At 40.6% G+C, this 22,584-nt stretch carries 21 protein-coding genes and 1 other annotated feature; of the genes, 15 read left to right on the top strand and 6 right to left on the bottom strand.

What is annotated here, in order from left to right; genetic code table 11:
* Positions 1-18 precede the first annotated feature (18 nt).
* On the top strand, positions 19-1,443 hold the full coding sequence (araA, locus tag MHH49_RS25980; protein ID WP_038571054.1) for an L-arabinose isomerase: 1,425 nt from the start codon (positions 19-21) through the stop codon (positions 1,441-1,443).
* Positions 1,444-1,526: 83 nt separating this feature from the next.
* Here the strand turns inward: araA and MHH49_RS25975 are convergent, their stop codons facing one another.
* The gene (locus MHH49_RS25975; RefSeq protein WP_038571057.1) at positions 1,527-2,669 is read right to left on the bottom strand and encodes a glycosyl hydrolase family 8; all 1,143 of its coding nucleotides are present in this window, start codon (positions 2,667-2,669) and stop codon (positions 1,527-1,529) included.
* A gap of 49 nt (positions 2,670-2,718) precedes the next feature.
* Positions 2,719-3,693: a glycoside hydrolase family 43 protein gene (locus MHH49_RS25970; protein ID WP_038571060.1), complete on the bottom strand. Its 975-nt coding sequence runs from the start codon at positions 3,691-3,693 to the stop codon at positions 2,719-2,721.
* Between the two features lie 326 nt (positions 3,694-4,019).
* Between MHH49_RS25970 and MHH49_RS25965 the strand changes: the two genes are divergently transcribed.
* A complete protein-coding gene (locus tag MHH49_RS25965) occupies positions 4,020-4,919 on the top strand; it encodes a glycerophosphodiester phosphodiesterase (RefSeq protein WP_052097044.1) in 900 nt (299 codons plus the stop codon).
* A 123-nt stretch (positions 4,920-5,042) separates the two neighbouring features.
* On the opposite strand, the gene MHH49_RS25960 is transcribed toward MHH49_RS25965, so the two are convergent.
* Positions 5,043-5,531, bottom strand: a complete 489-nt coding sequence (locus tag MHH49_RS25960; protein WP_076105706.1) for a nucleoside deaminase — start codon at positions 5,529-5,531, stop codon at positions 5,043-5,045.
* Positions 5,532-5,682: 151 nt separating this feature from the next.
* Between MHH49_RS25960 and MHH49_RS25955 the strand changes: the two genes are divergently transcribed.
* The 5 genes from MHH49_RS25955 to MHH49_RS25935 all read left to right on the top strand — a co-directional run bounded on the left by MHH49_RS25955 (position 5,683) and on the right by MHH49_RS25935 (position 9,465).
* The gene (locus tag MHH49_RS25955; protein WP_076105707.1) at positions 5,683-6,132 is read left to right on the top strand and encodes an OsmC family protein; all 450 of its coding nucleotides are present in this window, start codon (positions 5,683-5,685) and stop codon (positions 6,130-6,132) included.
* 37 nt (positions 6,133-6,169) lie between these two features.
* Complete coding sequence (locus MHH49_RS25950) at positions 6,170-6,532, top strand: hypothetical protein (protein ID WP_076141221.1); 363 nt, start codon at positions 6,170-6,172, stop codon at positions 6,530-6,532.
* On the top strand, positions 6,513-7,460 hold the full coding sequence (locus MHH49_RS25945) for an LLM class flavin-dependent oxidoreductase (RefSeq protein WP_076272561.1): 948 nt from the start codon (positions 6,513-6,515) through the stop codon (positions 7,458-7,460). The genes MHH49_RS25950 and MHH49_RS25945 overlap by 20 nt, the downstream gene beginning before the upstream one ends.
* 18 nt (positions 7,461-7,478) lie before the next feature.
* On the top strand, positions 7,479-8,504 hold the full coding sequence (locus tag MHH49_RS25940) for an AraC family transcriptional regulator (protein WP_038571075.1): 1,026 nt from the start codon (positions 7,479-7,481) through the stop codon (positions 8,502-8,504).
* A 166-nt stretch (positions 8,505-8,670) separates the two neighbouring features.
* Positions 8,671-9,465 carry an SDR family NAD(P)-dependent oxidoreductase gene (locus tag MHH49_RS25935; RefSeq protein WP_076105710.1) on the top strand — a complete coding sequence of 265 codons (795 nt, stop codon included), beginning with the start codon at positions 8,671-8,673 and terminating at the stop codon, positions 9,463-9,465.
* A 45-nt stretch (positions 9,466-9,510) separates the two neighbouring features.
* Here MHH49_RS25935 and MHH49_RS25930 read toward each other — a convergent pair whose 3' ends face one another.
* Complete coding sequence (locus MHH49_RS25930; protein WP_305953513.1) at positions 9,511-12,573, bottom strand: ATP-binding response regulator; 3,063 nt, start codon at positions 12,571-12,573, stop codon at positions 9,511-9,513.
* Between the two features lie 782 nt (positions 12,574-13,355).
* On the opposite strand from MHH49_RS25930, the gene MHH49_RS25925 reads away from it, so the two are divergent.
* From MHH49_RS25925 to MHH49_RS25905, 5 genes are all read left to right on the top strand, one after another.
* Positions 13,356-13,703, top strand: coding sequence for a VOC family protein (locus tag MHH49_RS25925; RefSeq protein WP_036677331.1), 348 nt, complete (start codon positions 13,356-13,358; stop codon positions 13,701-13,703).
* A gap of 349 nt (positions 13,704-14,052) precedes the next feature.
* Complete coding sequence (locus MHH49_RS25920; RefSeq protein ID WP_038571086.1) at positions 14,053-14,616, top strand: hypothetical protein; 564 nt, start codon at positions 14,053-14,055, stop codon at positions 14,614-14,616.
* A 100-nt stretch (positions 14,617-14,716) separates the two neighbouring features.
* Positions 14,717-15,598: a phosphotransferase gene (locus tag MHH49_RS25915; protein WP_038571089.1), complete on the top strand. Its 882-nt coding sequence runs from the start codon at positions 14,717-14,719 to the stop codon at positions 15,596-15,598.
* 735 nt (positions 15,599-16,333) lie between these two features.
* Entirely contained in the window at positions 16,334-16,783 is a 450-nt protein-coding gene (locus MHH49_RS25910; RefSeq protein WP_076144106.1) for a DUF1569 domain-containing protein, read from the top strand.
* A gap of 78 nt (positions 16,784-16,861) precedes the next feature.
* Positions 16,862-17,099: a binding site (T-box leader), on the top strand.
* A gap of 47 nt (positions 17,100-17,146) precedes the next feature.
* The gene (locus MHH49_RS25905) at positions 17,147-17,956 is read left to right on the top strand and encodes a GNAT family N-acetyltransferase (protein WP_036677321.1); all 810 of its coding nucleotides are present in this window, start codon (positions 17,147-17,149) and stop codon (positions 17,954-17,956) included.
* A gap of 47 nt (positions 17,957-18,003) precedes the next feature.
* Here MHH49_RS25905 and MHH49_RS25900 read toward each other — a convergent pair whose 3' ends face one another.
* Positions 18,004-18,717, bottom strand: a complete 714-nt coding sequence (locus MHH49_RS25900; protein WP_076099224.1) for a MerR family DNA-binding transcriptional regulator — start codon at positions 18,715-18,717, stop codon at positions 18,004-18,006.
* 157 nt (positions 18,718-18,874) lie between these two features.
* Between MHH49_RS25900 and MHH49_RS25895 the strand changes: the two genes are divergently transcribed.
* From MHH49_RS25895 to MHH49_RS25885, 3 genes are all read left to right on the top strand, one after another.
* On the top strand, positions 18,875-19,756 hold the full coding sequence (locus tag MHH49_RS25895) for an alpha/beta fold hydrolase (RefSeq protein WP_076272563.1): 882 nt from the start codon (positions 18,875-18,877) through the stop codon (positions 19,754-19,756).
* Positions 19,757-20,008: 252 nt separating this feature from the next.
* Entirely contained in the window at positions 20,009-20,644 is a 636-nt protein-coding gene (locus MHH49_RS25890) for a glycoside hydrolase family 11 protein (RefSeq protein WP_341138636.1), read from the top strand.
* A gap of 132 nt (positions 20,645-20,776) precedes the next feature.
* Positions 20,777-21,604 (top strand): formylglycine-generating enzyme family protein, encoded by an 828-nt coding sequence (locus MHH49_RS25885; protein WP_341138635.1) that lies wholly within the window; start codon positions 20,777-20,779, stop codon positions 21,602-21,604.
* A gap of 103 nt (positions 21,605-21,707) precedes the next feature.
* Here the strand turns inward: MHH49_RS25885 and MHH49_RS25880 are convergent, their stop codons facing one another.
* Entirely contained in the window at positions 21,708-22,562 is an 855-nt protein-coding gene (locus MHH49_RS25880) for a LysR family transcriptional regulator (RefSeq protein WP_341138807.1), read from the bottom strand.
* Between the last annotated feature and the right edge of the window lie 22 nt (positions 22,563-22,584).

The raw sequence follows: 22,584 nt of genomic DNA, 5'->3' as shown, positions 1-22,584 counted from the left end.
GATGAAAAGAGGATGAATATGTCAACAGCAGTAGCAAAAGAATTTTGGTTTGTCGTAGGTTCGCAACATCTTTATGGGGAAGAAGCATTGGCTGAAGTTAAAGCGCACGCACAAACGATGACAGATGCTTTGAATAAAAGCGGAGTTTTGCCTTACCCACTAGTATTGCAGGATTTAGCTGTCAGCGCAGATAAAATCACCAACATTATGAAAGAAGTTAACTATCGTGACGAAGTTGCCGGTGTCATCACTTGGATGCATACTTTCTCACCTGCAAAAATGTGGATCCGCGGAACAAAAATGCTGCAAAAACCTTTGCTTCATCTAGCTACGCAATATAATGAAAGTATTCCATGGGCAACAATTGATATGGACTTCATGAATCTAAACCAAGCAGCTCATGGTGACCGTGAATATGGTTTTATTAACGCCCGTTTGAACAAACAAAACAAAGTGGTTGTAGGCTATTGGGAACGCCCTGAAGTTCAAAAGCAAATTGCAGAATGGATGGACGTAGCTGTTGCTTATAACGAAAGCTTCAATATCAAAGTTGCTCGTTTTGGTGACAACATGCGTAACGTTGGTGTAACTGAAGGAGATAAAGTTGAAGCCCAAATTCAATTTGGCTGGACGGTTGACTACTTTGGTATTGGTGACCTGGTTCAAGTCATTAATGAAGTTAAAGAAGAAGAAATCGATGGTTTGTTTGCTGAATATGCAGAGCTGTATGAATTCGACTATGGCACTAACAGCAAAGAAGCATGGGAAGCTAGCGTAAGAGTTCAAGCAAGCTATGAAATTGCTATCAAACGTTTCCTTGATCAAGGTGGCTACAATGCCTTCACCTCAAACTTCGAAGATTTACATGGAATGAAACAACTTCCAGGACTTGCTGTTCAACGTTTGATGGCACAAGGATATGGTTTTGCTGGAGAAGGAGACTGGAAGACTGCAGCTCTCGACCGCTTGCTTAAAGTGATGAGCCATAACCAATCCACTGGCTTTATGGAAGATTACACTTATGAATTGACGGTTGGACAAGAATCTATTCTTCAATCCCATATGCTTGAAGTAGATCCAACTTTGGCAAGCAACAAACCAAAAATCATCGTGTCTCCACTAGGTATTGGTGGCAAAGACGATCCAGCCCGTTTAGTATTTGACGGTAAAGCAGGAGACGGTGTAGTGGTTTCCATGGCTGACTTCGGTACGCATTACAAACTTTTGATCAATGAAGTGACTGCTTTTGAACCAACTGTTCCAGCTCCAAACCTTCCAGTAGCTCGTGTGCTTTGGAATGTTAAACCAAACTTCCAAGACGGGGTAAAAGCTTGGATCGAAAATGGTGGCGGTCACCACACCGTTGTTTCTTTAACTCTTACAACAGACCAAATTATTGCTTACGCAAAACTTGTTAACTTGGAATATGTAGTAATTAAATAATAGCAAAGCTTTATTACGATTAATAGGACTCCATTCCTCGACCTTTTCGAGGAATGGAGTCCTATTGTTTTGTTCGATATACTTCAATAAATGCGATAGTTTCCACTTAGGGCTAGTAAACTAAAGAAGTACAGACAGTTATCATAATAACGACGTTGTCCAGTTCGCAAAGGTGTATCCCAAAACAAACGGACAAAATGCTCTGCCTCCGGGCCATCCGAAGCAAGCGAAGCCATGGCATTGGTCGCCAAAAGGCCTACTGGATGCAGCGCCGGTTCGTCGAATGCCTGTCCCTCAATGGTGTACCGCCGGTAATTGGAAACTTCGATATTCCTAAAAAAAGCTTGAATTCGGTTACATTGATTGACCTGCCAGCTGTCCTTTTGGAACCATACCCAGTCCAGACCGATATTAGCCGCAACCCGGTAAGCATCACTGAAAAAATGGCTGAAATCACCATGAGGCTGGGGTTCTGCCGGGGTGCCGTTAAAATTGGCATATTCGGGAGCGAGACCAGTTATAGGATGGCATGTAGTGTGTAGATATGTGCGGCTGGCTTCCGCCGCTTCTCGCCAAAATATATGGTCACCTTCATCAGCCCACAAAGCGAACAAATCATAGAAATGGGGGAGATGGTAAGATGGATCACTGAAGGTGGATTCCGGTACGAATTTAATCAGTTTCGTTTCCGCGTCCCACATTGAGTCACCAGCGCCTGTTTCAGTTTTATGTACACAAGCACGCAATATTATTCGAGCCTGCTCGGAATAATTATAAGGTGCCGGACCGTTCCCCCAACGTTTTGAGGCAAAAAACAAAGCCATGGCGAAAAACTCTTCCCCGTCCGGTGCGGGTCCTGGTGAAATTCTTGTACCGTCAGGCTTGCAGTGCCAAGCAAAGTAATCGGCATAACGGCCTTCTTTGTGCTGCATAAACGTCTTAGAGAAGTTCCATAAACGATCAAACTCATCTTTTTTATTCATTTGAACAGCCATCATCATCCCGTAGGACATTCCTTCAGACCTAACATCCAGATTACCTGTATCCAGAATATAGCTTTTATCCTCGTCCAGCGGATAGTAGATTCGTACGTTCGGATCTCCGTAAAACAAATCACTCCAAGTTTCTTCGAGTTTAGCGTTGATTTCATCTTCAGAAAAGCCAAACTCCTTAAATAAATTGCGATATTTCCCCGTATAAAAAGCACCTTGTTGTGTCATTGGCATGATATTTCCCCTCCTGTGCACTCCAGCATGCACTCCATTTCAATAAAAACTAAGGATGGATGGTTTGAATGGTGCCATCATCGTTGTATTTCAGCTCCGTATATTTTACAGATCGCTTGTTGTCAGCACCACCAGATAAAGAACTATCATGATAAAATAAATACCACTTCTCTTTAAACTGAACAATAGAATGGTGTGTTGTCCAGCCCAGGACGGGTGTAAGTATTTTTCCTTGATATACAAAAGGCCCAAGCGGATCTTTACTGATAGCGTATACAATATTATGGGTAGTTCCCGTGGAATAAGAAAGATAATAATAACCGTTATATTTATGAACCCATGGACCTTCAAAATATCTTCTTTCTTCATCTCCAGCAAGAATCGCATTTCCGTTCGTATCGATGATGGATATTTCTCTAGGCGCACCTTCAAAGCTCAGCATGTCCTCGCTCAGCTCCGCTACGATAGGTCCAAGAGCTGGTGCCGTTTCAGCCGGTCCCTCGGCATTCGCAACAAATGAGCCGGTTTGCCATTTTTCAAGTTGACCGCCCCAAAGACCCCCAAAGTATATATATGATTTGCCATCATTATCAACGAAAACAGCGGGATCAATGCTATAACTGCCAGGAATGTAGCTTGGTTCAGGTGTAAAGGGTCCGGAAGGTGAAGTTGAGGTGGCAACCCCGATTCGGAAAATATCGTCATGGTCTCGGGCTGGGAAAAACAAATAGTAGGTATTGTTTTTGTATGCTGCATCCGGAGCCCACATTTGCTGTTTAGCCCATGGAACATCCTTCACATGAAGTACTTCACCGTGGTCGATACAAGGGGAGCCATCTCCATCAATAGACAGAACATGGTAATCCTCCATATTATATTGGTCACCGTTGTCATTAGAGATCATATCGTGATCCAGGTCATGAGAGGGATAAATATAAATCTTGCCTTCAAATACATGAGCAGAAGGATCCGCAGTATAAATATGAGTTACGAGAGGTTCATTGGGTTGCACTGGCTTTGTCAAGTCATTTCCTCCTATAAAGTTAATCGCTTACAAAGTTAATGGTATAAGAACTTTAGGACTCTGTATATATAGCAACTATAGTTTATACCCCACAAAGTTTAGATGTTGCTTCTTGACCTTGCAGACCCTTTCTCATTTATGCTGCCTCGCAATATTTTCTCTAGATAATCTGGTACAATAGAAATCTCCAAACTTTGACCTTACAAATACATTGAGGTGGGATTAACATAAGGGAATATAAATCATAATTTTACACAAGAATGAATGTTAGAGCGAAAGTCACCAAGTATTCCACATTATATTTTTTAAAAGATGAGGTTAGCTTAATGCAAAAAATTCAAAATTCTAGAATCTACTTTATAGGTATACATGTGCTTTTGTTAATCTTATTGTTCACCTCTTTGTATGCTTATTCCCCCTGGATTCGCATTAAAGTAAAGGAAATTATCATGCCTGCGGATAAAGTATATACAATCGCTCACCGTGGTGCTTCAGGATATGCTCCTGAGAATACAATACCTGCATTCGAACTAGCTATTGATATGAAGACCGATTATATCGAGTTAGACATTCAGTTAACAAAAGATCATGTTCCTGTTGTTATTCATGATGGGACCGTAAATCGCACCACGAATGCTAAAGGGTATGTAAAGGATTTTACTTTAGAGCAGATCTCAAAATTAGACGCGGGTTCATGGTTTAATGAACAATATCCCATGTTCGCTAGAGATAAATATGTAGATTTACGTATTCCGACACTAAAAGAGGTATTTGAAAGGTTCGGAAAAGAAGTGGACTATATGATTGAGATTAAAGATCCCACGTCGAATTCGAACATCGAGGCATTGTTAAATGAAGAAATCTTAAATTATGATCTGTCGGCTCATGTTGCTATACATTCATTTAGTGAAGCGAGTTTACGTAGATTCCATTCCATAAATCCAGCAGTCCCTCTTTATCAAATTGTATGGTATGATTTTCCTGTTTATAAAATATCAGAATCCTATGTGAATAGATTAAAAACTTATGCGGTAGGCATAAGTCCTAACTTTCAAAAAATAAATGCGGCATATGTCGCGCAGGCAAAAAATTCAGGGCTAAAGGTGTTTCCATATACTGTGAATTATCAAGTGAATATGGATAAAGCCGTAATTTGGGGTGTAGATGGTGTACATACAAATTTCCCTGACCGCTTTAGCGAAGTAATTAAGAATAATAAAAGGTAAAGGGATGTGAAATCACCCTTTTCTGGACATAAATAAAGCTGTCGAGACTTTCTCGACAGCCGAAGAACCTTTATCCGAAGGTTCTTTTTTTACGGAAAAATAAAATATTTTTGATTCTTCGTATTACTGAAGAAGTCTTTTCTCGTGAAATTGTAGATGAAGCTCCCGTACTTGTTCTGCAAGATCCGGTACAGGGCCATCTACGAACGCATCGTGAATAACCTCTTGAATCCTTAAATTACGGACGGGTGATGCTGCAATTCCCATATCATTTAACCACGCCGATAATTGCTTCGAGGAACTGGCATATACAATTCGTCCTAAACGAACCCAACCGTGTGCCGCTGCACACATAGGGCAATGTTCTCCGGAGGTATACACTGTTGCCTGCTTACGTTCTTCCAGTGTCATATTCTGAGCTGCCCAGCGGGCTAAAGCGAATTCGGGATGCTGAGTATGGTCACCGCTACCTACATGGTTGCGGTCTTCCGCCAGCACTTCTCCACTTGCTGATACAAGGACTGAACCAAAGGGTTCGTCCCCAGCTTCTAGTGCAATTCGGGCAAGTTCAATACAACGCTTGAGATGTTTTATATCCGTGTCGTTTATCATGATAGTAGAACCTCCTGGATTTTAATTTATAGATAAGTTTCATGAATAGTAGGCCTGAGCCTGTTTGTTCACCACATTCTTCTATGTTAGCATGTAAAGTATTCGATGAAAAATATATCATGCAATATCAAGCTAGGGAGGATATATAAAAATGAAGCACCCATTTGTATTGAACGCCGTATGGAACGGTGGCCGTAACAGTGACGGAACTATTGAAGCTGGACAGCTTAAGACTCAAATCTCCATTCCGAAGGAAATGGGAGGACCCGGAGTAGGAACGAATCCGGATGAGATGCTTTTGGGAGCAGCAGCAACCTGTTATCTCATTACACTTGCAGCAATGCTGGAGCGGGCAGGGCTGACGACTTCAGAGCTGACGTTAACCTCAGAGGCGACGGTCGATGTAACGAATAACATTTTTACATATGAAGCCATCAAACATTCACCCCTAATCACCCTTACCAAAGATGCGTCACAGGACGATATCGATAAAACCATCCGTATTGCCCATAAAGCAGAAGGCTCCTGCATGATCTCCAGAGCCGTTGCAGGAAATGTAGAAATCACGACAGAGCCAACGGTGCTGACTGCAAGCCTATAAAATTGAGTCCTAGGTAATCAGAGAGGAGACGTTAACTTTGAATGTTGAGTTATATAAGGATTTGATCAAGGATGATCGCGGAAATTATTACGTAGCTGTACAAAAAGAGGGCAATGAGCTGACTTTGGTAAACGCAATGCTAGAGCGGTCTTACCAAGAGCTGTGGGAGTTTAATGAAGCTTTCAAAAAGAAGTACGCGGAATACGAGCATCAGTTCATCGGCAAAATGATTATGGATAAGCTGCGGCACGATGTTGTTTTTGCCTCCAAAGAAGACGGCCATGGCCGAATGTATGATCTGGCCGCGGTTGCAGTTGATTACAAGCTTATTTTTATCGATATGATCGAATTTTACCGAAACCCTCGAGTAGGACTTAATCATGACAAGAACATCCATTAAGCTTAGTGTATTAGATCTCGTACCTGTTTTTAATACGGTGGATGCTATTACCGCATTGGGACAAGCAGTGAAGCTGGCTCAGACAGCAGAAAGACTGGGATATTCTCGTTATTGGGTTGCTGAACATCATGATATGCCGGGATTAGCATGTACCTCTACGGAGGTGCTTTTATCGCATATTGGAGCGAAAACAGCACACATTCGCCTTGGCTCAGGGGCTTTATTGCTGCCACATTATAAGCCGCTAAAGGTGGTGGAAGCATTTCATTTGCTGGCCAGTTTGTACCCGGGACGCATCGACCTTGGATTAGGCAGAGCTCCCGGCGGTACTGCTGAAGTAAGTTTAGCACTGAGTGGAAATTTTCTCGAAAATGTTTGGAAAATGCCAGAACTGCTTAAAGGAGTCACTGAATTATTACAGGGCAACTATTCCTATGAAGGACGTTCAATAACCGCCCGGCCGGTCCCACCCGTATCTCCAGAGCTATGGCTGCTGGGTACAAACAAGAAAAGCGCGGCATATGCTGCCGAGTTTGGAGCAGGTTATGTGTTCGGCCAGTTCATGAGCGATGTAGCAGGGGAGGAGGTTTTGCAAGCTTACCGTGAAACATTTACTCCTTCTTCACTTTCTCCTGAACCGCGGGCCATGGTTGCTGTTGGCGTCATTTGCGCCGAGACTGAGGAAGAGGCAGAGCGATTGGCCTCATCTGGTACGGCATTATTCCAACAAGAAGGTTCTGCCGAAGCGAAGTCTGAGCCCTTGGAACACAAGCTGCTGGTAGGTACTCCGGAAAGTGTTAAAGGTAAGTTGGAACGGTTATCTCTTTTGTATGGAGTTAATGAATTCATTATCGTTACCATGATTCCAGATTATGAGAAACGATTGCATTCGTTCGAACTGCTTGCCCAAGCGTGCTGGAGTTCTTAATAAAGGAGGTCCATATGTATGAAGTCTCATACCTCTGATCAAATTAAAATCCCACCAGGATTTTGGGCTGGATTAAGTCAATTAGGGATAACTGCACAAGATGTAGCCAGCAAAGCAAATCTTCCACTTAGCCATCTCAGAGAGTCAGAAGTCACCACTGCTCAATATTTCGCAGTCTGGCAGGCATATAACGATCTCATTGGGGATACTGCCGAAGGAATCATTAAGCTTGCAACCGTCTTTGAAACCACACAATATCCGCCGACGGTTTTAGCAACATACCATGCTAAGGACTATCGCGATGCTCTTAACCGAATGGTACGATACAAACAAATGTGCCCTCCTGAAAGCTTGCGTATTACCGAGGAAGGCGAGCTATGTACAATCGAATTGGAATGGCAGCATCCCGGGCATTCTGGTCCACCGCTGCTGCTCGGCCTCACTTTGGCATTTCTTCTAGAACTCGGACGGCGAGGCACAGGTCTACCTTTGACAGCACAGCTTGTCGAGTTTTCACAGCCTATAGGAAATGTAAAGATTCTTGAAGCTTATTTCGGCTGCCGAATTCAGATAGATGCTCAATATAATCGTTTGACGTTGCGTCGAAATGATTTGAATCATCCTTTTATCTCGTACAACGAAGAGTTGCTGGAGATTCTGACTCCCGTTTTGGACCGGACGCTTGCTGAACAGAAGGGCACACGCTCTATAACCGAGAGGGTCAAATGGATCATGAAACGCAGCTTCAGCGGAGGACGCCCTGACATTCAAGCTGTTGCGAAGGTATTAAGTATGAGTGACCGTACCTTGCAACGCAGGCTTACTGAAGAAAACACAAGCTTCAAGCAATTGCTGACACAAGCTAGACATGAGCAAGCACGAGAGTATCTGGCAGATCCTTCGCTTGATATTAAAGAAGTGGCTTTCTTGATTGGATATGAAGACCAGAACTCGTTCTACCGTGCCTTTCGTCTTTGGGAAGGTGATACTCCTTCAAATTGGCGTAATGAACATTTAGGTTTAAACACGATACCCTCTTCATAAAGACAGTATTTTCAGAGTTTTATCATTGGCGTGTTAAACAAGAACTTTGGCGCAATCCGCTAGTTACTGAACAACCCCGGTACGATAATATAATCCTAGCCGGCACACAGGACTGTTCTTAAAATGACAACTACTCAGCACGCCGGGATAAAAGGAGAAATGTAATATGGATATGGGATTAAATAATAAAACAGCTTTAATTACAGGATCAACAAAAGGTATTGGTAAAGCAATCGCCATTGAACTCGCTAAAGAAGGAGTTAATGTACTAATTAATGGACGGAATTATGATCAGGTAGAACAGACTGTAAATGAAATAAAGTCGAATTTCCCGGCTACCTCTCCACAAAATGCTACAGCGGATATTGTGGATATTGCGCAAAGAGAAGCCTTATTCGAAAAATACCCTAATATAGATGTTTTAGTTAATAATATGGGTATCTATGAAATTATGAAATATGAGGACGTTGACGACGAAATATTTGAAAAATACATCCGTACTAATGTCCTTGCTGCGAATGGATTAACAAAATTCTATTTACCTAAAATGTTACAAAAAGATTATGGCCGAATTCTCTTTATTGCTAGTGAAGAAGCCATTATGCCTTCAGGCCAAATGCCTCAATATGCAATGACCAAATCAATGTTATTATCATTGTCAAAAAGCTTATCTAAGTTAACGATAGGAACTGAAGTTACAGTCAATACGATCATGCCAGGACCAACACTATCTGAAAATGTGCATCAAATTATTGATGGGATATACTCCAATGAGGATATGACTTTTTCAGAAAAAGAAAGAAAATTCATGACTACAAATCTTCCTCAATCTGAAATACAACGATTTATTAAACCTTTTGAAATAGGCAGACTAGCAGCATTTGTATGCAGTCCTTATGCCTCTGCATTTAAAGGTTCTCCAATTCGCATGGATGGGGGAATGGTGCCGACTATTTTTTAAGCGTACTCTAAGAGGATATAGATAACGATACAAAAAAGCCACTCCTTATGGAGCGGCTTTTTTGCTTGAAAAGTTATCACTGTCCTCTGGTACAACAAAGGATACCAAGGTGCCTTCTCCAGGCTTACTCTGGATCGAGAGACCTTGACCATATAATTGACTTAACCTCCGATGGGTGTTGGCCAGCCCGATGCCACCTTTGCCTTCCATCAATGGCTTCAGCAGTAAAGAGAGTGTTCCGGAATCTATGCCTTGCCCATCATCCTCCACTTCAATCTTTACAGCCTTGTGCAGACGGATAATACGTATTTGAACAGTTCCACCCTGTTGGCGCTTAAGTATACCGTGCTTAACAGCATTTTCTACCAACGGTTGGATGGATAGAGGAGGGATTAGGATATCAATATTCGGATCTATCTTCCAGACAACAGATATCCTTTCTGCAAATCGAGTCTGTTCAATATACAGATAAGATTCTACCAATTCCAGTTCATGGGAGAGGTTCACGAGCTCTCCGACATTTAAAAAGTCAAAACTGATTCTTAAGAAAGAAGTAAACGCACCAATGAGCTCCTGCATTTTTTTAGTATCCAAATCACTGAGTGCGGCAATAGAGTTTAACGTATTGAATAAAAAATGTGGTTGTATCTGTGCTTGTAGATATGCTGCTTCTATCCGCACCCGTTCATTGAAGGATAGCTTCATTGCAGTTAAAGCCCGAATACGATATTTAAGCTCCACTGCGTCCACAGGTTTTGTGACATAATCATTGGCACCGGACAAAAATCCAGTATAAATATCCTCAGGCTGACTACGGGCAGTAAGCAATAGAATTGGAAGCTCATATAAGGAGTAGCGAGTACGAACCTTCTGTGTTAATTCGTATCCCGACATCTGTGGCATCATAACATCGCCAATAAGTAAGTCCCAGTTCCTTTTATCCAACAATTCCAATGCTTCATGGGCTGAGTTCACGGTAGTTATGATATAAGGTTCGGTTTCAAGAATACCCTTTAGTACATTCAGATTGACAGGATCATCATCTACCACCAGAATATTTACCTTAATCTCTGTAAAAAGCGGTGGAATTTTTTCAGAGTGATTACTTGGCTGATGTTCGGAAATTCCCCACTCAGTCATCTGTCTATGAATCTCATCTGCCATATACGAAACTGTAGGTTCCGTCTGTCTTATTATCTGTTCGCTGTAAGAATCGGCAAGAGAGAGTGTGAAACTAAAAGTTGAACCTTTACCAAGCTCTGATTGAATGCGTAGGCTGCTTCCATGCAGTTCTACCAGCTGCCGGCATATGCTTAATCCCAGCCCAATTCCACGCCCGTCATTTATTCCGTGAGGGCCTTGCTCATAGGGTAGAAATATCCTTGCCATAGTCTCTTCAGTCATGCCCACTCCGGTATCTGTCACATAGATAAGAACCTGTCCGTCCTGTTCCTCAGCCTTAACAGCTACAAGTCCTGCTTCGGTGTATTTGAGCGCGTTGTGCACCAGATTTAATAAAACCTGCACCAGTCTTTTCTCGTCCGCAAGAACTGGCGGCATAGCTTCCGGGATATCCATAGATAGCTGTACTGGCTTACCTTCAATCATATATTGAAGCATACTAATCACACCGGGAACTACCGATTGAACCGAAATAGGTTCCTGTTGTAAAATAACACGATGCTCCTGAAGACGGACCACATCCAGTAGATCACCAAGCATATGAGACATACGGCGGCTGATTGTAATCAGCAGCTCCATATCTTGACGGCTACTTTCGTAAAGTCTGTCCTTTTCCTTTGTGACAATATTTTGTGCGATATTCATGATTCCGTGAAGCGGTGTGCGCAGCTCATGTGAGGTGTTAGCGAGAAACTGGTCCTTAAGTTTGTCTGCTTTTTTCAGCTGCTCATTCAGTTCCATGTTCTCTTTAGCATTTTGAAAATACTTTTTAAACCAATATGCTGAGAAGCCCACGATGGCTGCGATAATATCCAAAGGATAATAGACAATTGAATAGTGTCCGTTACTATCCCACAAATTCCATAACAAATTAGAAACGATCGCCGCACCTGATAACAGCAGAAAAACAACATCTTTATCATCTTGCTTTTTGAATAATAAGCGCCCTAAGCTATAGAGCAACCAAATGAAGGGAATATACTGGAACACTTGAATGATTCCCAAATGAATGGATGTGCTGACCCAATAAGCTGGGACGGTAAGTATAAAAACAGAATAAAGACCAAGACTCACTACGTATGCACGTAACCCCTTATTGATTTTGGCAACTGAGGTGAATTTTCTAAAAACAAGCAGAATAAAAAGATTTTGCCACAAAAAAGCAAGCAATCGGATCTTTAATGACCAGGTATAATTAATCGGCACTATTGCAAGAAGTAAGTTGTCATTACGGGCTAAAATGATAACAGCTACGGATAATGTCATTAACCCTACAAGAAACAAAGCACGTTCTTTAGGATTAAATAAATAAAGAATGCAGGCATAGAGCCCATGCAATAACAGGATAATTGCTGTTAACAATTGAAAACCTACGGTATAAAAGTATGTACGGTCAACTTTTTCCTGAGAACCAAAATAAACAGGCCCTGCAATCCCCCCCTTATAAGGTAGATCAAAGTTTGCTACACGAATAAGCACATCAATTACTGTTGTGTTTTTTGTGAAATAGGATACTTTATATGAGGTGGTTTTGGGCACATAAGTATCGGCATCAAGAGATATTGTCCCATTATTGAGCAATAGGCTACCGTTAATTTCTACGCTGGATGCAGTATAGATTTGTTTGATCCACAATGCTACAGGCTGCTGAAGGGGTTCTACCAAAATTCGCAGACGGTAAGTACCAAAACCGTACGAAGAAGGGTCATCCGTTCCTATCGCGCGGCTCCAGTCTCCGGGAACTTGAAGCGGGAGGGAAGGTTCTGGTAAAGTTGAAATATCCTTGGACGTTACGAATTGCGAAGGATAGAAGCTCCATTCACCATCCAGCCTGAATAAGTTAGACTGCTCCAGATCCTGGCCGCGTAAATCCAGTACACCATTGTTAATCACAGGTACAGGGTTGGAAACCTTAAATATACTCAACCAAATGCAGCGTAGGCCAAAGAGAATGCTTATAAAAAGTAGAATGATAGCTAATTTGTTTAGAATAGTTTTATTTTTCATGAGAACATTATAGCAAATAATTCTAATCTAGAATCTAAAATGAAGATTATTTACATAAGAAGGAGAAGTAATGAGCAATGGACACTGCGTGGGGTTAGGAGGAATGATCTCCCCATGGAAGAAGCATGATGTAACTCCTTGAACACTTGAGTACTCGAATTTGCTGTAGGGCGTTTGTATTACTTGATGTGCGACTATGCTGCTTGTTTGGCGTCTGTGATACCGAATGTGCTATTTTGCTGTTTGTTTGGCGTCTGTGATACCGGATGTGCGACTTTGTTGCTTGCTGCTTGTTGTAAGTTTTGCATTCCCACACTCTCTCTTCACGATGAGCGATCGGACTCAGTTGCAGCTATTTGGCTGAATTTTGTCTTTTAAGAAGTGTTTCGGACCCCAGAGGCGTTATTCGTTCCAAATATGCGCGATATGAGGGATTTTCGAGCCAATAGCGACTATAGAGTCCGATAGGTTCTCAAATGAGCCGAATTATGGCTAATAGCGACTCTGGAGTCCGATAGACTTCACTCATGCTTCTATTGTCATTTGTCTTAAGCTTGGCTTCTCGTTTATTGGTGAATATGATGTTGAATACCCCGTTGGCACTACCATTCGATGTAATGACTGGAGGTTAACGGTGGATTCTCCTTAATCCTAAAGGGTATATTATTAGATAATTTAATGCAGACAGGAGTGTAGATACGATGATTAAAGGTTTCGGAGGAATATTCTGGAGAACTAAAAATCTTGAAGCTACAAAAAAGTGGTACAGTGAGGTGTTGAAGCTTGACATAGAGAATTGGAATGGGACTGTGATAAAACCTCAAGTGGGAAATGAGACTATCTTTTCTTTCTTTACCGAGGATGATAGTTATTTTCCAACAGAACAACAAGTGATGTTAAATTTCCAAGTGCATGATCTAAACGAGACGATTAAGCATTTTGAACAGATTGGTGTACCTCTTGCAAAGAAAATAGAGATTAGTGAATTTGGAAAGTTTATTTGGATTGAAGACCCAGAAGGTCGACTGATCGAGCTTTGGGAGAAATAAGGAGTTGCACATCTTTGCTATTGAGCTAACAGGTGCGTTAGTTTAATAAAAACTCAGTTCAACATCTAACTGTAAATGAATTAGGGATTAAAGTTGAATTAACTCCTTGGGTAATACTTCTTCAAAGCTTTCAGCTCCTTGGAAGAATTCATTAGCTTCTATCACCTGAGGTGCGGCGCTTGCGTTGCATGCATGGCTAACAGAATACTATTCTCACCCAAATAGGGAGCATACCATCTAGGTGTACTCCCTATTGCATTGAAGGAACTGGAAAATTAGTGCAACATTTCACCTATTAATAAAGTCAATAAAGATGTTATGAAATAAAATCATAAGAGCAGGTGGTAAATTGAATCTTCGTTTAATCACGTTAATATGTTTATTCACATTCGCGTTCTTTATTGCAAATGGACAAGATGCTAAAGCTTTATCCTGTGTCGAGATAGGAAGTCCCCAAGAAGCCCTAGAGGTCTACGGTGGAGCTATTTATGGTGAAGTAAAACAAATAAAGGTTGATTTGAAACAAGAAGGATTTGCGGGGCCAAAAGAGAAAATCAGATATATATTAGTGGATGTTGAACGAAGTTGGAATACTGAAGTTGACTCTCAAATTATTGTGGGAACAGACTACACTTGGGGTTTTGATTTTAAGAAAGGTAATAAATACTTAATATACATAAGCGAAGTGGATGGCGTAACAAGCAGTAGTCCATGCAGTTCAACCATTGAAATGAATAACCTTAACCAAGCAACAGAACTATTCGGTGAAGGACTTCGACCCAAACAGCAAGTACACATAGAATACAAGATGTGGTTAATGTTTGAGCAGGATACTGATTTGTATATCGTAATTGCAATAGTACTAGTAGTGATTTCAGTCATTTACCTGAGAGCAAGAAAGAAAAAGAGCTAAGTGTAATCTTATTGCACTAACGGTTAGGATAGTTCAAATAAAATTAAGAAAAAGATAGCTGAACTAATTACTATTTCATTCATAACATGTGAGGTGCGAGTTGAACTTAGTAGAAACGATCATAAAAAGATTTAACCTTAATGTATTAAGTATAGATAATGTTCCTGAGTCCTTTAGTTCACAAGTATACAAGCTGAATCTTACTAATGGAGAAACGGTGTATGCGAAGATCCCTTATAACAGGGATAAGCTATATCGCGAATATCGTATGCTTGAAATGTTGAGAGAGGTATTACCGGTTCCAAAAGTGTTAGACTTCTGGAGTGGGGATGACTTAATCTCTGGTGCATTACTTTTATCTGAGATTAAAGGTATACCATGTACAGGTGCTATTAACGATGAATTAGCATTTCAAATTGGGTTACTTCACGCAAACCTGCATGAAGTTAAAATGCCGGGATATGGTGTGGAAGGATTAGACGGTTTTCAATTTTCTAATCAGAACAATTGGAGACTTTATATAAGAAATAGCTTTGAAAAATTTATAGAACCTTGCAAGGAAGTCCTTGAGAGAGGACTTTTCGAAAAATGTATTAATTACTTTGAGGGTTCTTTCTCAGTTTTACCTCCTCCTGATGGCCCGTGTGTTGTTCATATGGATTTTCGACAAGGTAATATACTAACAAATAATAATATGGTTGTTGGAATTATTGATTTTGAGAGTGCACGGGGTGGATCCTCTGAAATTGATTTCACAAAAATTAACCGATATGTTTGGGAAGTGAATCCTCAAAGTAGAATTTCGTATAAAAAGGGATATTCAACAATTCGTCCTCTAATGGATTTGGAAACAATACTACCCTTTTATAATTTTTACGATGCTTTTAGTGCTGTTGTCTGGTGTAAAAATAGAGGGATTGAAAAGAACAGGGCGTTCCTAAAGGAAAGTATTTCTGTATTGCAGAAATCCGTAGGTTGTTGAAATTACGGGACACGTTAGTTTGCGAAGGATATTCCTTGTTTTACGGAGGAGATGATAATCTGAAACTATTTATTGATTGGCTAAACCGCAATCGAATACGTCGATGCGAAGCCTGTAACACTGAGCTTAATATTTATTCATATTTCTCCGATGAATCGCAGATTTTGTACTGTGTTGCATGCAATAGGTATTATATTAGGGCGGACAAAAGCTCTCCCATATTTAAGTATGAAGTTTCCGAGGGGCTTTTAAAGATATGGGAAATGGACCCTTATCATTGTTATTATACAGGGATTCCAATTAGCGAAGCATACGAGCCGAAGTGGATTAAATTTCTCCGTAAAATATTAAGATAACAGGAAACGATAGTTAAATAACGAGTTAAGACGACGAGCTACCTGCATTATGGGTAACTTTGTTACGTTAGCGGACATGATAGTGAATAAAGGATAGAATGATAGAGAAGGGCGAAGATTAGATTGGTAGTAGCTGTCGAATTGTAATGTTGCAACGATGAATATAATAGCCCAAGAAGATTTTCGTCCAGCTGGTTGAACTTACTCCAGCTGGTGCAGAAATATTGGGTGCTATCTACGAACAATATCCTGAGTGGAACCAGCATCTAATAACTAAACTTGTACTTGTACCAGAGCAATGGGATAAGATAGCAGACTCTATTGACAATTTCATGCTAACTTTTGAAAAAAACAGAAAATCGAAATGGGGAGTGTGTTTATGGAAAATATATACAACAAATTACATACCGCAGAAATACTGAGCCGTATCGAGAATTTAAGTCCAAATTCTAAACCGCAATGGGGAAAAATGAATGTTGCTCAAATGTTGGCTCACTGTTCTGCATTTCAAGACATCGCAATTGGAAACTCCTTTCCCCCTAGAAATTGGCTAGGAATGCTAATAGGAAGTTTTATAAAATCTATTTTTTATAATGACAAGTCGGTACCACACAATATGTCAACAATTCCGACCATACTTATTTTAGATGACAGAGATTTTGGGAAAGAAAAAGAAATACTGAAACAAAAGATTTTAATTTTTCAAAGTAACGGTCCGGAAAAATGTTCATCCCATCCACATCCTTTTTTCGGAAAATTCACTCCGGAGCAATGGGGTAAAGGGATTTATAAACATCTAGACCATCATTTAAGACAATTTGGTGGTTAGTATTTTTTCGCAATGAACAATAATATATTATTGACATAAAATCCCTATTACTTTATATTGTATCTAATTACATTGCAATCAAATGCGACGAAGAGGACAAGTAAATCCGGATATGTCGATCAGAGAACTGCCGGTTGGTGCGAGGCAGTGGACACCCGAATCGAACAATCGCCTCAGAGCTGGCTCCCGAAATCATAGTAGGCGGGCCCGGGATTCTGCCGTTACAAAGAAGTATCGTTGTTGGACGATGGCAGAGAGGGTGTATTCACGAATACACTAATCAGGGTGGTAACGCGGAATCTACTCCGTCCCTAATGGGACGGAGTTTTTTGCGTTCATATAAATAAATAAGGAGGAGTAACGATGTTCCAAAAAATCAATGTTTCCGATCGCATACTAAGCCAGGATATGTTTATTGCTGATGAGGTTCAATACAACCTGATTCATCTTATTTGCGAGTCGAAGAGTTCTAGATGCTTAAAAGATTCTGGTGAAACAATGATCTATGCCCAGTCAACGGGACATAACGCATGGCTTTGGAGTTCTAAGGAGATTGCCGAGGATAAGAAGATCGTTCTCTACGAAGAACTTATAGAATTCCTTAAAGGGACAACATTATCGGGAGTATCTGGAGAACCAAAAACAACAGAACGTTTTGCGCAGCTGTATTCTCAGGCAAATAATCTTCAATATGAGTCCACGATGACTATAGAATCTTATTTCTGTACAGATCCAAAGAAACCTTTGAACGTAAAGGGAATAATGCAACAAGCAACGAGAAAAAATGTGGCCATTGTAGCAGAATTTTTGGCGGGTTTCTCAGAGGGGGCTTATGGGATTACGGTGAACCCAGAAACTAAAATTCTAGATGCCAAGAGGATGATTGAGACAGGTGACTTGTATTTATGGTTTGTAGACGATAAACCTGTATCGATGGCGTACATTGCACATCGGTCGGCAAGATATTCCAGATTAAATGCGGTATACACACCTCCGTCTTGCAGGAAAAAAGGTTATGCAAGTGCACTAGTAGCAGAGTTATGTTCTGTTCTTTTATCGGAGGATTTAGTGCCCATGCTTTATGCTGATTTAAAGAATCCTGACTCCAATAAGGTTTATCGAAATATTGGTTTTGTGGAAAGCGGAAAGATTGTTGACATCAAGTTCAAATAGGCACGAAAGGGCTACCGCAAGGTAGTCCTTTTTCTATGATCAATATGTTACTTGGCATTACTTTTATACAATTTAACATAGTTTGTAAGTTCAGCTATCGCGAAAAATTGCTTCGTTAATTGAGAATTCAATTTTTGTAAGGCAAGCTGAAAGGATACCTCCACTTTTTTGTAGTTATGTGTTTCTATTTCATTCAAAAGCTGTTTCATATTCTCGATATAATAAACGGTTTTCCTTAAACTGCTGATAAGAATAATTTTTCTTAATTCCGTTAAAGTGAAGACTCTGTAGCTATTATCTTTGTTCCTATTCGAAGAGATTAGCCCTTCTTGTTCCCAATGCCGAATAGCTGATGGATTAACTCCTGCCATTTGTGCAACTTCACCAATCGTCATTGAATCTGTTACAGTTAAATCTTTGTATTTTGATAAATCAACATCCCGAAACATGCGTAAAACTTCCTCTAACCTTTCTTTTTCCACTTGGGTCTTATGTTGCTCTTGATTGATTGCCCAAAGAGCAGACTCCATCTGCTGGCCTTTAATCTTCCTCATCACATCGTACACAACCGGAATTTCATATCCCTGCAATAATGCGCGAATGGTAATAAAAGCTTGTACATGGATGGAAGTGTAACATCTGCGGTTGCTGGCGGTCCTTGATACATCTGGAATTAAGTCTTGATCTTCGTATCTCCTTAAAGTAGTGGTACTCACATTTAATTGCTTAGCTATCAGTGTAGGTGTATATATCTCTTCCATAATCATCATCGCCCCAAAACATTAAAGTTGAACCTTCAAGTGTTACAACAATATTAAATCGAATTTAGGCAGATATATCAAGGGAGGTAGAGGGATAAACCGAAAGATTGCATGAATGTTATATGATACTTTTATAGAACACAAAGGAGTGAGTTCATTGAAAAAGATAATACAATTAGCAAACCAATCAGAAATAGAAGTAGGTATGGCAGGGCTTCCAGATCGTCCAACCATCATGTTACCCATCGCTAAAAAATCTGTGTACAATCAGGAAGCAGAAAACTTAAAGCTGTGGGGAGTAGATCCCGAATTAGGTAAACATTTTGTTGAAGGACTAGCGGACACTTTTCAAGTGCTTTATTTCGATTATGAAGGTCATCTATTTCAACATCCAGTGGAAAATCTAACAGCAGATCATATTGTGAAGGATCTTCTCCACATTGCGGATGAAATGAATGTTACAAGCTTTAGTTACTACGGTTATTCCTGGCTTGCGTTGATTGGATTGCAAATGGCTATAAGAACAGATCGCTTGGAGAGTTTGGTAATGGGAGGTTTTCCACCCTATAATGGCCCCTATCAAGAAATGAGGGTTGTGACCCATAAAACACATACACAAGCTTTGAGTAACCAAAATGAATCTGTGGAAAGCCCTGCTGGACCGGATAATCCAAACGAAATGGATTGGGACAATATAAAGGTTACCATAGATACCCGTGTTACAGCACAATTTGTCTCCCTATACCAGAGCCTCACAGCCTTTGATGATCGCAGAATTCAACATTTGCCTAGTCTCCCTAAACTAGCTTTTGCAGGTGGAAATGATACGATCGTATACGGTGAAAATTTCGGGAGCGTTACCGTTGACATCGTCGGGTTGTTAAAAAAGAATAAGGAGCAGTTGGCGGATTTAGGCTGGGATGTTGAAATCCTTTCGGGAGCCCAGATGGACCATACAAAAGCTATGCAGCCAGCAGTAGTTGTACCACTGATTAAGCCATGGTATATGAACGTGTTACTAAAAAATACTGGATTGTAATTGTGGCAGATACAAAAATCCAGTGAATTAGGTATCCCAAAAGAACAATACTTTTTAGGGTAAAATCTTTAATTTGAAGAGATTAAATAGTAAACGATCTATGATAAGATTCCATATGTAATCGCTTACATTAATATATATGGAAGGAAGTGGTGTTGCGAATCTGCCCCAACAAGAAATTGCTCGACTACTAGAAATACAGACAAGCAGTATGTAGGTATGTAGTGACAAAAAAATTTCAGGAGGTAGATTATGTTTAAATTTAACAAGAAAATCGTGACTGTAATTATGGCCGCTTCAATGAGTTTCAGCTTGTTTGCAGCAACCTCAAGTGCAGCGACAGACTATTGGCAAAATTGGACCGATGGTGGCGGGACAGTAAATGCTACTAATGGATCTGGTGGGAATTACAGTGTTACATGGTCAAATACTGGTAACTTTGTTGTTGGTAAAGGTTGGAATACTGGATCCCCATCTAGAACAATAAACTACAATGCAGGCGTCTGGGCACCATCCGGCAATGGGTATTTAACTCTTTATGGGTGGACGAGAAACTCCCTCATAGAATATTACGTCGTTGATAGTTGGGGCACTTATAGACCTACTGGAACCTATAAAGGTACCGTGACTAGTGATGGAGGCACATATGATATATATACGACTACGAGAACGAACGCACCTTCTATTGATGGTACGGCAACCTTCACACAGTTTTGGAGTGTAAGACAATCCAAGCGAGCAACGGGAAGCAATGTCGCGATCACTTTTGCCAACCACGTTAATTCTTGGAAAAGTTACGGAATGAATCTGGGCAGCAGTTGGTCTTACCAGGTATTAGCGACAGAAGGATATCAAAGTAGCGGAAGCTCAAACGTAACAGTGTGGTAATAACAGGTTATCTATAAGTAATCACTATCATTGCTAAGGTTGTCGGTCCACAACCGGCAGCCTTAGATCATTCTAGATCATTCAGCAAATGATACTTAACTACATACCAGTGGTTGGAAAGGAGATATATCCATGAGAAAACTATTAATTTCTCTTTTAATAGTTGTTGCTATCAGCGCTTGTTCGCAAGAAAAGCCTGAACAGAAGGACACTTATGTATTGGTCAAAGGTGGAAATTTCATTAACACAAATACCAACTACAAAAGTACAACTATATCAAATTTCTATATCGGCCAATATGAAGTTACTCAGAAAGAGTGGGTTGAAATAATGGGAAACAACCCTTCAGCATTCAAAGACGACAACTTGCCAGTAGAAATGGTTAACTGGTATGACGTAATAGATTACTGTAATAAAAGAAGTATAAAAGAGGGGCTCAAACCCTATTACAATATAGATAAAAATAAAAAAGATCCGAATAATAAAAGTGATAACGATACTTTAAAATGGACAGTAACACTCAATGCAGGAGCTAATGGTTACCGATTGCCTACAGAAGCAGAGTGGGAATATGCTGCGGGTGGAGGACAGTTGAGCAAAAGTTACACCTACAGTGGAAGCAATAAAGCAGATGAAGTAGCATGGTATTGGCAAAACGCTGGAGACAAATTCTTATCAGGAGATTGGAACTGGCCGATCATAGAAAACAACCATAACAAAACAAAATCTATTGGTGGCAAAAAACCTAATGAGCTAGGTCTTTACGATATGTCAGGTAATGTTAGGGAATGGTGTTGGAACTGGTACGGAGATATAGATAGTAAGAGCGGTTCTTTCCGGGTTGTAAAGGGTGGCGGGTGGATCGGCGGCATTAACAACAACGAGATTTCATTTCGGGGAAAGTTCGAAGCGAATGGTATGGGTCCTGATCAAGGTTTTCGAGTGATTCGTGGTGAGTAGACGGGAACAAGACATACCAAGTATAATCGGAAAAAGCTGAAAAGGGTTTGATTAATATACAAGCTTTGCGCTCGAATATAATCAAACCCCAATATGTATGTTGCTATATTTCTTCGATCATTTGGATTAATTTTGACAACGCACTAGAAAAAACCGCGTTCCGGCGATACACAAACCATACGTGCAAATCTCGATATCCTTCAGGCAGACGGTGGGAAGTAATTACTCCCGCCTCTTCGGCCTTAGAGATCGAAGATTGGGGCAGCATAGACACGCCGAGTCCAGCGGAAACCCCACTTAGAATTACATCTAACGTTCCGTATTCCATAATCTTATAAGAGCTCATCCCGCTTTCATTTAGGAAACTCTCAGCTTTGGCACGATGTGTACATCCGACGTCGAAAAACAACATTGGCTTTGTAAGCAATTCGCGCATATCGCTCTTACCTGGTTGTGAGATAAGCACCAGCTCCTCTTCGAAAGCAACTACATGTTCTATATCAGGCTGGTCAATGGGTCCATAAACAAAGGCTCCATCTAGTTGGTAATCAAGCACTTTTTGTAAGAGTTTATGCGTTTCTCCCGTTATAAGCGATAGATTAACATCGGGATATCGTAAGTGATATTCGGTTAGCAGAGGCGTTAGATGAGTAGCCGCTGTTGTTTCGATGGAACCTAAACGGAGCGGACCAGTAGGGTGCTCAGAGTATTGTGTGGTTATTACAGCCTCGTCCATGAGTAATAATATTTTGTCTGTATATGCCAGTAAGTTCTCACCTGCCGGCGTTAACGTCATCCCTCGATTGGATCGGCGAAATAGGGGGATTTTCAGCTGAGCTTCTAGATACTGAATCCGGTTTGTCACATTTGACTGGACATAATTTAAGACTTGAGCAGCCTTCGTTATGCTACCCTCGCGAGCAACCGCTTGAAATATTCTCAAATCTCCACTTTCCATTTCCTTTGCACCTTCTTGGTAT

The sequence above is a fragment of the Paenibacillus sp. FSL F4-0122 genome (assembly GCF_038002845.1).
In the GTDB taxonomy this organism is placed as follows: domain Bacteria; phylum Bacillota; class Bacilli; order Paenibacillales; family Paenibacillaceae; genus Paenibacillus_AQ; species Paenibacillus_AQ odorifer.
This window is presented reverse-complemented; position numbering and strand designations above follow the sequence as displayed.